This window comes from Rhizobium lentis (assembly GCF_017352135.1).
Lineage (GTDB): Bacteria > Pseudomonadota > Alphaproteobacteria > Rhizobiales > Rhizobiaceae > Rhizobium > Rhizobium lentis.
Genome location: NZ_CP071454.1, coordinates 4,098,619 through 4,111,670 on the forward strand (window position 1 = coordinate 4,098,619; position 13,052 = coordinate 4,111,670).

13 protein-coding genes are annotated in these 13,052 nt (G+C 61.6%); 6 read left to right on the forward strand and 7 right to left on the reverse strand.

The window, feature by feature from the left end:
- Window position 1: 1 nt before the first annotated feature.
- From J0663_RS20015 to J0663_RS20025, 3 genes are all read right to left on the reverse strand, one after another.
- The gene (locus tag J0663_RS20015) at window positions 2–508 is read right to left on the reverse strand and encodes a winged helix-turn-helix transcriptional regulator (protein WP_207242101.1); all 507 of its coding nucleotides are present in this window, start codon (window positions 506–508) and stop codon (window positions 2–4) included.
- A 139-nt stretch (window positions 509–647) separates the two neighbouring features.
- Window positions 648–2,771, reverse strand: a complete 2,124-nt coding sequence (locus J0663_RS20020) for a calcium-binding protein (RefSeq protein WP_207242102.1) — start codon at window positions 2,769–2,771, stop codon at window positions 648–650.
- Window positions 2,772–3,376: 605 nt separating this feature from the next.
- Window positions 3,377–3,562, reverse strand: coding sequence for a hypothetical protein (locus J0663_RS20025; RefSeq protein ID WP_207242103.1), 186 nt, complete (start codon window positions 3,560–3,562; stop codon window positions 3,377–3,379).
- Between the two features lie 200 nt (window positions 3,563–3,762).
- On the opposite strand from J0663_RS20025, the gene J0663_RS20030 reads away from it, so the two are divergent.
- The 6 genes from J0663_RS20030 to J0663_RS20055 all read left to right on the forward strand — a co-directional run bounded on the left by J0663_RS20030 (window position 3,763) and on the right by J0663_RS20055 (window position 9,399).
- Window positions 3,763–4,158, forward strand: a complete 396-nt coding sequence (locus J0663_RS20030; RefSeq protein ID WP_207242104.1) for a hypothetical protein — start codon at window positions 3,763–3,765, stop codon at window positions 4,156–4,158.
- 180 nt (window positions 4,159–4,338) lie between these two features.
- Window positions 4,339–5,169: a metallophosphoesterase family protein gene (locus J0663_RS20035; RefSeq protein WP_207242105.1), complete on the forward strand. Its 831-nt coding sequence runs from the start codon at window positions 4,339–4,341 to the stop codon at window positions 5,167–5,169.
- Window positions 5,166–6,359: an ABC transporter ATP-binding protein gene (locus J0663_RS20040; protein WP_207242106.1), complete on the forward strand. Its 1,194-nt coding sequence runs from the start codon at window positions 5,166–5,168 to the stop codon at window positions 6,357–6,359. The genes J0663_RS20035 and J0663_RS20040 overlap by 4 nt, the downstream gene beginning before the upstream one ends.
- A complete protein-coding gene (locus tag J0663_RS20045; RefSeq protein ID WP_375337146.1) occupies window positions 6,352–7,275 on the forward strand; it encodes a carbohydrate ABC transporter permease in 924 nt (307 codons plus the stop codon). The genes J0663_RS20040 and J0663_RS20045 overlap by 8 nt, the downstream gene beginning before the upstream one ends.
- Entirely contained in the window at window positions 7,272–8,108 is an 837-nt protein-coding gene (locus tag J0663_RS20050) for a carbohydrate ABC transporter permease (RefSeq protein ID WP_207242108.1), read from the forward strand. Before J0663_RS20045 ends, J0663_RS20050 begins: the two co-directional genes overlap by 4 nt.
- Before the next feature lie 25 nt (window positions 8,109–8,133).
- Window positions 8,134–9,399 (forward strand): ABC transporter substrate-binding protein, encoded by a 1,266-nt coding sequence (locus J0663_RS20055; RefSeq protein WP_207242109.1) that lies wholly within the window; start codon window positions 8,134–8,136, stop codon window positions 9,397–9,399.
- A gap of 66 nt (window positions 9,400–9,465) precedes the next feature.
- Here the strand turns inward: J0663_RS20055 and J0663_RS20060 are convergent, their stop codons facing one another.
- The 4 genes from J0663_RS20060 to J0663_RS20075 all read right to left on the reverse strand — a co-directional run bounded on the left by J0663_RS20060 (window position 9,466) and on the right by J0663_RS20075 (window position 13,019).
- Window positions 9,466–10,434 (reverse strand): substrate-binding domain-containing protein, encoded by a 969-nt coding sequence (locus J0663_RS20060; RefSeq protein WP_207242110.1) that lies wholly within the window; start codon window positions 10,432–10,434, stop codon window positions 9,466–9,468.
- Between the two features lie 98 nt (window positions 10,435–10,532).
- A complete protein-coding gene (locus J0663_RS20065) occupies window positions 10,533–11,213 on the reverse strand; it encodes a GNAT family N-acetyltransferase (RefSeq protein WP_207242111.1) in 681 nt (226 codons plus the stop codon).
- Window positions 11,210–11,731 (reverse strand): MarR family winged helix-turn-helix transcriptional regulator, encoded by a 522-nt coding sequence (locus J0663_RS20070; protein WP_207242112.1) that lies wholly within the window; start codon window positions 11,729–11,731, stop codon window positions 11,210–11,212. The genes J0663_RS20065 and J0663_RS20070 overlap by 4 nt, the downstream gene beginning before the upstream one ends.
- 118 nt (window positions 11,732–11,849) lie before the next feature.
- Complete coding sequence (locus J0663_RS20075; RefSeq protein ID WP_207242113.1) at window positions 11,850–13,019, reverse strand: MFS transporter; 1,170 nt, start codon at window positions 13,017–13,019, stop codon at window positions 11,850–11,852.
- Window positions 13,020–13,052: the final 33 nt, after the last annotated feature.

A 13,052-nucleotide genomic window follows, 5' to 3' on the forward strand; every position in this document is an offset into this window, starting at 1 on the left:
TCTATGCGTCGTTGCCGAGATACCAGGCGCGCATGCGGGCGATCCGCTCGCGCACCTCGTCGTCGGCTGCAGGGCCAGCCAGCAGGCTGGTGTTTTCGGGCGTGATTTCATCGCCGGTCCGCGCGTCGACCAGGATCGTCTCGCGCGTGTTGCCCGAGGCGGCGTCGCTGAGCAGAAAAGCCAGATCCTCTTGCGGAATGTGCCGGCTTCCCCAGGAAAACAGCGCCATCAGCACCGGGAAGAAATCGCGGCCCTTTTCCGTAAGCACATATTCATAGCGGGCAGGGCGCTCCTGGTAGAGGCGCCGTTCGAACAGCCCTTCATCCGTCAGATGTTTCAGCCGCCGTGTCAGGATGTTCGGGGCCACGCCGAGGCTTTTCTGGAATTCGTCGAAGCGAGACAGCCCCTGGAAGGCGTCGCGCAGAATCAGAATGCTCCACCAGTCGCCGACGCTCTCGAGCGCGCGCGCCGCCGGACATTTGAAATGGCTGAAACTTGTCCGCTGCATGGCGGATGTCACTACAGGAGTAACTATCATTATGCAAGTCACGTCCTGGCAGGATGCCTTAGATCGCGTTGCCTGTAGTGCCGTGGAAATTCATTGCGCTCGATGGTGGTGGAAGCGGCCGGAACGGCCGCCATCCCGATCAGAGAAGCTGGAAATCGCTGAAGTGAAGTGCGGGAGACTTGTCGAGGTCGGCAACATGGACTGCGCTGCCCGCGGCGCTTCCATCCGCGTCAAACGATAGAGTGCCGCTGGTCTCATCGTAGATCAGCCTATCATCGGCCTCGAGCGCTTTCGTTCCTAGAACGAAATTCTCATCCGAAAACTTGGATAGGCTGAGTGCGGCGAAAATCGCATGGTCGAACAACAGCTTGTCGCCCGCCGCGGAAGAGAAATCCCGGATCTTGTCGACGCCGACATTGTCGGGCTTGACGTCGAAGACAAAGGAATCGGCTCCACCGCCGCCTGTGAGAATGTCGGCGCCGGTTTTTCCAATCAGCTTGTCATTGCCGAGCCCGCCGGTCAGTTGGTCGGCGCCTTTGCCGCCATTGATCTTGTTGTTTCCGTCGTTGCCGGTGAGAACGTTGGCCGTGTTGTTGCCCGTTGCGTTGAGATTGGCGGTTCCGGTCAAGGTGAGGTTTTCGATCGTTCCGGCTGTACGCTGCAGATCTGCCAGACTGAAGGAGGTCGAAGCCTTGACGGCGTCCTTGCCGGATGCCCCCGCTTCATTGGCAAAATCACCTGCATTGTCGATCACATAGGTGTCGTTGCCGGCACGCCCCGCCATGCGGTCGGCGCCGGCGCTGCCATCGAGGATATTGTTGCCGGAATTGCCGACGAGAACATTGGTAAGCGCATTTCCCGTGGCGTTGATATTGGCGGCGCCGGTCAGTGTGAGATTCTCGATGTTTCCGATCGCATGCGCCGCGTCCTTGAGACTGAAGCTGATCGACGACATGACGGTATCCGTCCCGCCGCCCCTGCTTTCGTCGACGATTTGCGTGGGGTTGGTTACGGTGAATGTGTCGTTGCCCGCGCCGCCATAGATATGGCCGGTTGCCGGTGGCGTGCTACCGCTGCCTGCGACCTCGATGATAACGGGATGGTCGACCACCTCAACCGTCAGGGACGACACATTGCTGAGGCTTTTGATCGCCGTCGACCCAGTCAAGGGATCGAAGACCTTAACAGAACCGAATGCGGTCCCGAGATTGACTTTGACGCCCGTCGTCGCGGCCTGAATCGCCGTGTCGGTGGACTGGTTCCAGATATCGGGCTCGTTCCAGATGATGATCTGGTAACTTCCGTCCGATTTTTCCGTAAGCAGGCTGCGGGCAGCCGAGGACGGAAGGCCCTCGATCGAATAGTTGAGAGTCCCGGCGCTGAAGCTTGCCTTCTGAGCGCCGTCGTCGGTCAATATTTCGGTCAGGTTGTGGATCGCCGTCGCTGCCGGCTTAGCCGAATAGTCGAGACGATAAAGGCCGAAATGTTTTTCCTGATTAGTGCCCTGCGGATCCGAATAGGCGTCGAGCAGTTCGTAAAGGAAGGTATGTTTCGATCCGAGAGCCGCGCCGTCCATCAGCGTATTGAGAAGCAGCTTTGCCTGGGTCGCTTCGCTGACGCCTTCCCAGCCGCCATTGGTATCGGCGGTGAGGGAAGTATGGTAGCCGGTCTCGGTGATCGCCAGCGGCTTGCCGGGATCGGCAGCGCGCTGAGCGCCGGATTCTCGAGAGAGCCATGAATATGGCTGGTCGCCATCTTTCGCATAGGTATGGATCGTCGTGTAGTCGGAGGCGGACGCGACCGTATATCCGGTAAAGCCGAGGACTGGGATGTTCTTCAACAAAGGGTCGGCGTTGACGGCGGCAGACAGGTCCTTCTGATAGGCGAGTGCTGCGGCCTGGCCGCTCAGGCCGTGGTAACTGACCGGCCAGTTGTTGACTTCGTTCGGGCCTTCAATGCCGACGACCGAGCCGGGATGGGCCTCAACGAAAGCATGCAGCCGCTGGGCCACGGTGGCCGGGTCGACCTCCCGCTGGGCGCTGAAGACGAATCGGACGCCGGCTTCGGCCGCATCGCCGAGATGAGTTTGTCCGTTGGGGTCGGAACTGGAATTGGGCGCGTGATCGCGAACCGTATCGAGGCCAAGATAGTCGATTGCCTTAACGACCTCGCCGACGTTGGAATATTTCCCGTCGGTGTAATCGATATGCGTATCAATACCAAAGGAACGGCTAATATCGTTTACTCTAACGGCTTGAGGCATGTGTTTTTCTCCCGGTCTACGAGGGAACTGGCGCTGGGAATAGATCCCCATTGCTGTCGCTAATTCGAACTAATACACGAGGAGCGCCGTGTCGCTGCTGCCGGTTAACCACGATATGTTGTTTCGAATGTGGCTCGTTCCACCAGAATTTATTATGAAATCTACGCTTGCATTCAGCGAACCAGGTTGCGGCGTGATGGAGAAGACGGCATTCGCTTCTCGGTCTGATCGGCGAACGTCAGTGATGTCTTGCTTGAGTTGGCCGGTCCCGTGATCGGCCATATCCGATGACGACACGGGAACGGTTCAAAACATCGGCATGCAAAGGGCAGCATCCGGGATTGTGGATCGCTGGACGGCGAAGACTTCCTCGTCGTGAGCTCGTTGAACGATTCCCCTTTCGATGACGGCCATTGGCTGCGCAACGAACGCCTGGGGACCACCCTTTGGCAGGAGATCTGTTCGATACAGATGCCAACAGATGTAGCGGCTGGTCGGTAATCGCGGCGGAAAGATCGGAGCCACGGCAGGAGCGCTCAATGTCATATCGCCCGCGCGTCGGGCGTGTTGGCCTTCGCAGGCAATCATGGGAGAGGCGGGAGCCCTCAGGCAAAGCCGAGGGGCAGTTTTTCAAGCTGCCTGTCGGCGCCGTAGTCCCGCTCATGCGGCGAGCGACGGCGGCCCTCACGGCGCGAGAGGTCGATGCGGTTGTCGGCGAATAACCCATCGGGATAGGTGCCGGTATCATGGCAATCGGCGTCGATCTTGGGAGCAAGGATTTTCAGGATCATCGGGGGTTCCTCCACGGCGCAACATCAACACTCAGAAAGGCCGCTTGGTTCCATTTATAGACCTCGGATTATTAATAAATTAACCATAAATGCGCCGCACGCCCCGAGCCGCCGCGACATGCATTCGCAATGAAATGGAGTGGCAGTGGAACTCCTGATGCTGATCGCCGTTGACCTGCCATAAACACAGGGAGGTTCCCATGCATTTGATCGATACCCGCGTGACACAGTCCGGCAACTTCTTCACCGTCGAATTTCTCGGTGAGGGAGGAGAGTCGATTGCCGTCAAAATCGACAATTCCCGTGGCGAGCTCGATAACTCGACGGCGCTCGACCACGCCAAGGTGATGATGGTTCAGCTGACCACCTTTCCCGGCCGTGACGCAGACGGCAGCATCAACCGTTACGACGCCTTGAGCAACGGCAACTTCGACGAAGGCAGCAAGGGCCTCGTCGGCCAACCGAGTGCGCGCTCCACTCACGATAGCGAAACGCTGGAAGAAGAACTGAATGAGGGCCTCGAAGATACCTTTCCGGCAAGCGACCCCGTATCGGCAACGGTGTCGTCCATTCCCGCCAACGCGCCGCGGCACTGATCTCTACACAGTCCTGAGGATGGCCGCCCGTTTTCGGGGCGGCCTGTGCTAGCATGTCGAATTGATGTCAAAACTGAAAAACAGCTGAAAACCGCAGATGTCTGATTGACATGGGAGCCTTCTAGAGAGGGCCCGAGAAGGGAGCGTCCATGACACGTTCTCAGGTCTCGGAGACACCCCGTGAAAATCATTCAGATCACCGACACCCATTTCAGCCCCGGCAAGCCGCATTTCAACGGCAACTGGGCGCCGCTTTTGTCCTGGATCGAAGAGACCGGCGCCGATCTGATCGTCCATACCGGTGATCTCACCGTCGACGGCGCCGACCAGGATGAGGATATCGTCTTCTCGATGGATCTCATGCGCCAGGTATCGATCCCGATGCTCATCGTTCCCGGCAATCACGATGTCGGCCACCTCAAGGACTCCGACCAACCCGTCAATGCCGAGCGGCTTGCCCGCTGGCGCAGCCTTGCCGGCCCCGATCGCTGGCTGGAGGATGCGGCCGGCTGGCGTTTCATCGGCTTGAACGCGCTGCTTCTCGGTCATCAGGATGATGAGGAGGAGGCGCAGTTCGAATGGCTCGAGCGGGCGCTCGCCGACCGGGCAGGCCGGCGCGTGGCGCTTTTCGCGCACAAGCCGCTGTTCGTGGATGCACCTGACGAAGGTGATACCGGCTATTGGAGCGTTCGGCCGGTTCAGCGCCGGCGGCTCTACGATCTGATCGCTGCCCATGACGTGGCTCTTTTCGCGAGCGGCCACCTCCATTGGGCCTGGCAGGGCGGCTTCGGCAATACCCGGCTGACATGGGGGCCGTCGGCAGCCTTCATCATCGATAAGATGGAGCGGGAGATGCCGGGCGAACGCCTGATCGGTGCCGTTATCCACGAGTTCGATAGATCGGTCGCAAGCGCGATCGTCGCCGTGCCCGGTATGACCGCGCATGTGCTCGACGATGTCGTCCACGAGGTCTATCCCCAGGCGCTCAAGCAGCGGGAACCGGTGGAATGAGTGCGCTCTCGCTTCGCGGCATCACCAAGGCCTTCGCCAGCAACCAGATCCTCGACGGCGTCAGCCTCGACGTCAATGCCGGCGAATTCATCGCGCTGGTGGGCCCCTCCGGCTGCGGCAAGAGCACGCTCCTGCGCATCCTTGCCGGCCTCGATCATGCCGATCGCGGCGAGATCCTGATCGGCGGGAAAGACATGTCCGGTGTGGCAGCCGCCGACCGGAACATCGCCATGGTCTTCCAATCCTACGCGCTCTATCCGCATCTGACGGCCTCAGAAAACATCGCCGTGCCCCTGGCGATGCGCCGGCTGTCGAAGATGCAGCGGCTGCCCTTCATCGGTTCACTGATGCCCGGTCAGCGCGCCACGCGCGCGGCAATCGCCCGCGACGTTCGCGAGATGGCGACGTCGCTGAAGATCGACCATCTGCTCGACCGCAAGCCCGGCCAGATGTCGGGCGGCCAGCGGCAGCGCGTGGCGCTCGCCCGCGCCATGGTGCGCCAGCCTCAGATTTTCCTGATGGACGAACCGCTTTCCAACCTCGACGCCAACCTGCGCGTCCACGCCCGCGGCGAGATCGTCGATCTGCATCGGCGCGCCGGCGTGCCGACGCTGTATGTCACCCACGACCAGGCGGAGGCGCTGTCGATGGCCGACCGGGTGGCGGTGATGATGGGCGGACGGTTGCTGCGGATCGCCAGCCCCGAGGTGATCTATGACGATCCAGCCCATGTCGAGGTCGCCCGTTTCATCGGCCAGCCGCGCATCAATCTGCTGCCGGCCTTTGCCGAGGGCGGCGTCGTCCTCTGCGGCGGACTGCGCCTGACGCTCGAAAATGCGCCCGGCGGAAAGATGCCGGTGACCCTCGCCATTCGCCCGGAATTCGTCTTTCTGTCCAGGAACAGGCATGACGGCCTTGCTGCCCGGATCGAACGGGTGGAATTCCTGGGCTCCGAAGTCATTCTCCATTGCCGCATCGAAGCGATTGGCGAAACCGTTGTCGCCAAGGTTCAGCCCGCCGAAGCCGCAGGCCTTACGGCCGGCGATTCCATCGGGCTTCGCTTGTCGCCAGGCCGGACGCTTATCTTTGCAGAGGACGGCAGCCGGCTGGCCGGCCGCGTCGCAACGGGCGATGCCGGGTTCGACGCTGCCGATGCCGGCGACGCGCAGCGGGAGCGCGCCCATGGCTAGCATAGCAGCTGCGGCCTTGCCGGACGATTCTGCCGTTGCCCATCGGCGCAGCGAAGCCCGCATTGCCTGGATGCTGGTGCTGCCGGCCATCATCCTGCTGTTTCTCTTCGTGCTTCTGCCGGTCGCATCGGTGATCGTGCTCGGCTTTACCGATTTCGAGCTCGGCTACGGCAAGTTCCGGTTTGTCGGCTTCGAAAACTACGCGCATCTGATCACCGACCGCACATTCCGCAAGTCGCTCTGGAATACGACGGTCTATACGGCGATCGTCGCGCCTGTCTCGATCCTTCTCGGTCTCGGCATCGCCATGCTGATCGAGAGCGAGACCGCGGCGCGCAGCTTCTTCCGCACCGCCTATTTCCTTCCGGTCGCCTCGCTGATCGTCGCCATGGCGACCGTCTGGCAATATATGTTCCACCCGACGATCGGTCCGCTCAACGCGCTGCTGGCGCTTGCCGGATTGTCCGGCCCGAACTGGCTGGGCAGCTCCGGCACGGTGCTCTACAGCCTTTCGATCATCGGCGTCTGGCAATCGACCGGCTTCAACATGGTGCTGTTCCTGGCCGGGCTTACGGCAATCCCGCGCGAGCTTTACGCCGCAGCCGAAGTGGACGGCGCCAGGTCGTCGCTCGACCGCTTCCTGCTGGTGACCTGGCCGATGCTCGGGCCGACGACCCTTTTCATCATCACCATCAGCATCACCAATGCGGTCAAGGTGTTCGAGACCGTCAAAACTCTGACGGAGGGCGGCCCGAACAAGGCGTCGGAAGTGCTGCTCTTCACCATCTACCAGGAGGGCTTCGTCTATCTGCGCGTCGGTTATGCCTCGGCAATGACGGTGGTCTTTCTGCTGATCCTGGTGGTGCTGATGTTCCTGCAGTACCGCGTCCTCGATCGCCGGGTGCATTACACATGATGGTCAGCCCTCTTTCCCGCGGCAGGGTAATCCGCCTGAGCCTGCTTTCCCTCGGCGCGATCATTTTCCTGGCGCCCTACATCTTCATGATCTCGGCGGCCGGCAAGACGCAGAGCGACATTTTCACCTCCTCGCTGTCGCTCGTCCCCACGCATCTCGCCTATGTCGAGAATTTCGCCAAGGCCTTGAGCCGGGTGCCGATGGCGCGGCTGCTGTGGAACGGCGTCGTGGTCTGCGGGCTGATCTTCTTCTTCCAGGTGCTGGTGGCGATCCCTTGCGCCTACGCCATGGCGAAGCTGCGCTTCGCCGCCGCCCGCGCCATGATGGTGCTGGTCATGCTTGGCCTGCTGGTGCCGATCCATGCGACGGCGCTGCCGCTCTATGTCGCCTTGGACCGTGCCGCCTTGCTCAACAGCTATGCAGCGCTCGTCGCGCCCTTCACCATCTCGGTCTTCGCAATCTTCATGTTCCTGCAGTTCTTCCGCGCCATGCCGGATGATCTCATCCATGCCGCGCGTCTCGACGGCATGTCGGAGCTCGGCATCATCGCCCGCGTCATCGTGCCGAATGCCTGGCCTGCCGTCACCGCCTTCGCCATCTTCTCGGTCGTCGCCCATTGGAACGATCTCTACTGGCCGCTGATCGTGATCAGCAAACAAGATTACGCCACGCCGCCGCTCGGCCTGATGTATTTCCGCGCCGCCGAGGCCGGCGACGATTACGGCGCACTGATGGCGGCGACACTGATCATTACCCTTCCCCTCGTCATCGCTTTCCTGCTGGCGCAGAAGCGTTTCGTCGAGGGCATCACCATGACCGGTCTCAAAGGCTGACCGGCTTTATCAAGGAGAACGAGCGATGAAACATATCACCCAGCTTCTCGCCGCAGCGGCCGTATCCTTGGCATTCGCACTTCCCGCGCATGCCGAGACGACGCTGACGGTTCATTACCCGATGCCGGGCTTCTTCAAGGACGTGATGGACACGATCTCGAAGAAGTTCATGGCGGAAAACCCCGATATCAAGGTCCAGTTCGCCAGCCCTTCGGCAACCTATGAAGAAGGCATCCAGACGATCCTTCGTCAGGTTGGCACCAGCGAAATGCCCGATATCACCTTCATCGGCCTCAACCGCCTGCGCATGCTCGACGAACGCGACGTCGCCGTCGATCTCGGTCCGCTCGTCCAGAAGGACGGCAACATGGCCGAGCAGGGCTTCTCCGATACCATCCTCAAGCTTGCCCAGGTCAAGGGCAAGCAGGTCGGTCTCGCTTTCGCCACCTCCAATCCAATCATGTATTACAATGCCGATCTCGTGAAGGCGGCCGGCGGCGATCCCGACAATCCGCCGAAGACCTGGGATGAGGTCATCGCGCTCGGCGGCAAGATCAAGGCGCTCGGCAATGGTGTCGACGGTGTCGATTTCCGCTGGCAGGGCGACGACTGGATGTTTTCCGCGCTGCTCTTCGGCGCCGGCGGCAAAATGCTGAGCGATGACGAAAGCAAGGTCGCCTTCAACGGTCCGGAGGGCCAGAAGGCCGTCGAGATCCTGCATCGCCTGGTCACCGAGGGCGGCATGCCCGTCTTCACCAAGCCCGCCGGTGAACAGGCCTTCGCAGCCGGCAAGGTCGGTTTCGAGTTCCAGACGACCGGCGCGCTGCGCAACACGATCAAGAACGTCGGCGACAAGTTCGATCTGCGCACAGCCAAGATCCCGCTGATCGATCCGGTCAATGGCCGCCTTCCCACAGGCGGCAACGCGGTCGTCATCCTGACGCATGACGCCGCCAAGCAGGACGCCGCCTGGAAATTCGCCAAATTCGCCGCCGGCCCATACGGCGCTTCCGTCGTCGTGCCCGGCACCGGTTATGTCCCGAACAACGAGCTTGCCGCCAAGTCGCCTGAATATCTCGGCGACTTCTACAAGCAGAACCCGCTGTTCCAGGCAGGCCTCAGCCAGATGCCGGTGATGATCCCATGGTATGCCTTCCCGGGTTCGAACGGCGTCAAGGTCACTCAGACGATCGTCGACAACCTCTCGCGCATCGTCGACCAGTCGGCCGATCCGAAGGAAGCGCTTGACGATGCTGCGGCCGATGTCGAGGACATGCTGCCGCGCAGCTGATAGTCCTCTTCCGAATGGCAAGGGCCGCCACGCCGAGCGCGCGGCGGCCCTTCTGTTTGCCGCGTTTTAAATGGCGCGCACCGTGCCGCCGCGGCGCAGCGTATAAGCGACATTGAGGTGGCGGGCAGGGGCGGCATTCTCCGCCATGTCGAGGAGTAGCGAGGCAGCCGTCGCCCCCATGCTGGCATCCGGCATTTCGATCGTTGTCAGAGGCGGATCGATCAGCCGGCCGATCGCGATGCCGTCAAAACCGGCGACCGAAACATCGCCGGGCACCGAAAGCCCTTCGCGCTTCAGTGCGCCGATCACCCCGAGCGCAAGCAGATCGTTGGAGGCGATGATCGCCGTCGGCGAAATCGAATTCATGGCGGTGCTGAGATCGAGCTGGTCATAACCGCCGACGAAGGAGATCTGGATCGCATCAAGCGGTGTCAGGCCGTTTTCGGCCATGGCGTCGAGGTAGCCCTGGTAGCGAAGACGAGCGCGATCGGAGGCGGCGAAATTGCCGGAGAGAAAGAGAATGTGGCGGTGGCCCATGCCGATCAGGAAAGTCGTAATCTCTCTTCCGGCACCGCGGTTGTCGGCAGTGACGGCCGCTGGAAACTGCGCCGTCGGCAGATTGTTGAGAAGCACCGTCGGCGGCAGCCTCGCAAGCAGCGCTTCGCTCGTCGACGGGTCGCAGACGGTAAGGATCAAGCCGGTCGGCCGGTCGTTCAGCAGTGCGGCGACGGCATCGGCCTCGCGCGCCGGATCGTAGTTCGACTGGGCGATCAATACGCCGTGGCCGGCGACGAGCATACGGTTCTGAATACTCGACAGCGATGAGGCAAAGACCGGATTGGTGATGCTTGGAATCAAGACGCCGACCACGGGTCTGCGTCCCAGTCGCCCGGCTGCGTGATAGCCGAGTTCAGCGGCAGCGCGGCGCACCTTGCGCACCATCAGATCGCTGGCGGGCCCGTTGCGGTTGAGAACTCTGCTTGCGGTTGCCAGCGAACATCCTGCCCGGAACGCGACCTGCTGCAATGTCGCCATCGAATGCGCCTCGTATCAATCAAATCGTTGCCGGCGCTTTAACGGGTTTCGATGACAGTGATCTGACACTTCGCTGCGACGATCGGGCAGGGCAACAATCAGGGGCGACGTTTGACCACGCGCATGTTCATTTCCGACCGAACCACGAAGCCTTGCGCCTTGTAGAGCGCAACGGCCGATGTGTTCGCTGAATAGGCATGCAGATAGGCCACGTCGCCGCTGGATGCGATTTCGCCGGCAACGAAGCGGAAGAGCAAGGTGCCGAGGCCGCGTCCTTGGAAAGCGGGATGGGTACAAAGCCCGCTGAGCTCGATAAAGCCCGGCTGTCGCATGCGCTGACCGGCCATCGCCACCAGACGACCCTCATGCCTTATCCCCCAGAAGCGGCCAAGGCTCTGGGCGCGCAAGGTGAACGGGCCCGGTTTGGTCAGGGTTGCCAAGTCAAGCATATCGGCGGCATCAGCCTCCGTCAGCGGCTGGATGCGAGGATCGGAAATTTTCTCGTGAGGCCGCCCGGCAATCATCTGGGTCACCGGCGCCTCCATGATTATGCTAAGACCTGGCGGAACCGCGATTGGTCCAGCCTCGACGAGAAACATGCGCTCCTGCCGCGACGGCAGCTTCTCCAGGGCATCGAGGCTTTCCGGCGTATCGTCCGCGGAGGCGGCGAAGGGGACGATGGACGGCGGGTATCGCCGTGCGTACTTGCCGCCTTCGGCGAGATCGGCATGCGCGGTCTGCAGCGCGGTCCAGATCGGCCTGTCGAGCACATGTTTCATCGTCCTTCCTCCTCTTCGGCGTCTGAAAGGACGCGCGGTGCGGCAGCGGTGCGCCGGCGTTTGAGCGGCATCGCCGCCAGCCCGTCCTCGATGGCGGCGAGCTGTTCGAGGATCGGCCCGTCGAGATCGCCGCAGAGATCCGCAACGGCAGCCGCGACGCGCGGCCAGATCGTCGCCTTCGAATAATCGACGAGTTCCTGTCCCTTGTCGGTCAGAGACACCAGTCTGCGGCGCTGATCGTCCGGTGCCGGCTGCATATCGACGAAGCCGAGTTCAAGAAGCTGGCCGATCGTCCGCGTCGCGCCGGGTTGGGTGATGCCCACCGACTGGGCGAGCTCGCCGATGGTCAGCGGCCCGGCCCGGTCGATCGCCGCCAGGAACGGATACTGACCGGCTTGAATGCCGAGTTCGGCCTCGTCGATGATCTGCTGTGTATCAGCCTGCAATCGTTCCCCGATGCGCCGCAGGCGGCTTCCCAGACACAGAAAGCCGAGCGTTCGGACCACATCTTCGATCATGCCGACCTCGCCATTTCGATTAAATGTTATATAACACGTTATATATTGCGAGATACGCCTGTTCAAGGGCAGGGCTCAACGGAATCGAATAGCGGAAACATAATGCATATTTAAAGCATTACCGCGTCCTGTTCAGATCTGAGATGAGGAGTATCGCGAGGGCAGCGCTAAGCAGTCCGAGTGACAAGGCCAACCCGTGATGCCCGATCAGTTGCATCGCCAATCCGGCTGCTGGTGAGGCCGCCATGCCGCCAATGCCCCATGTGAAGGCGAAGGCCGCATTGCCGGCGATCAGGGGCCGGCCGGTGAAACGCTCGCCGAGCTGGATCAGTGACGTGGTGTAGAGTCCGAACGAGACGCCGCCCCAGACGAATACCAGCGGCCAGATGAGCCATGTGGTAAAGAGCGGCGCCAGCAGCAGGCAGCCGGTGAGGCAAGCCAGGACGCAGAATAACATCGTGCGCGTCGCACCGAACCGTTCGGCCGCGTGCCCAAGCAGGATCTGCAGCATCGCATTGCCGGCAACGAAACAGGTGATGAGTGAAGCAATGCGCCCCTCGGCGCTGCCCAGGGCTGCGCCATAGACCGCGAACAGCGAAAGCAGGATCTGTTCGAAGGCGGCGGCAGCGAAAACCGCAAAGAGCAGCAGCGGCGCCAGCGCGAAGAAGCCACCGACCGACATTGCCTCGCCTTCGCCAGGCATGTCAGGCAGGCGGGGAGCAACGGCAAGCACGATCAGGCCGCAGGCAAGGAAGGCCGTAACGCCGATGATGAAGGGCGGCCAGCCTTCCGTTCCGACGACGCCGAGGGATAGCGGGCCGACGGCGAAACCAGCCGAAACGATCGATGAGTAGAGGCCCATGATCCGGCCGCGGCGTGCCGCCGGCGTGATCGAGATCAGCCAGGTTTCGCTGATAACGTAGAGGGGATTGGCAAAGAAGCCGAGCAGGAAGCGCAGCGGCATCCAGACCCAGGCGTGCTGGATCCAGCCAATCGCAAGCAGGATGAGGGCGGCCAGGATCGAACAGAGGATAGCAAGCCGCACCCCGCCCAGGCGTCGCGAAAGCGCCGGAATGACGGGCGCCGATGAGATGAAACCCAGCGGCGTCATCGCTGCCGACAGGCCTATGAGCCCTGACGTCAGTCCCTGCCGTTCCAGGATAAAGCTCAGCAGCGGATAGGTCAGTCCCTGCGCCACGGCAAACACCGTGACCGTTGCAATGATGCCCGCCATCGCGGCCAGTGGGAGCTGATCCTCTTGCGGTGACGTCGTACTTGCACTCGTCATGCTGATATCCTCGACAGTCGGTATGGTCTGAAG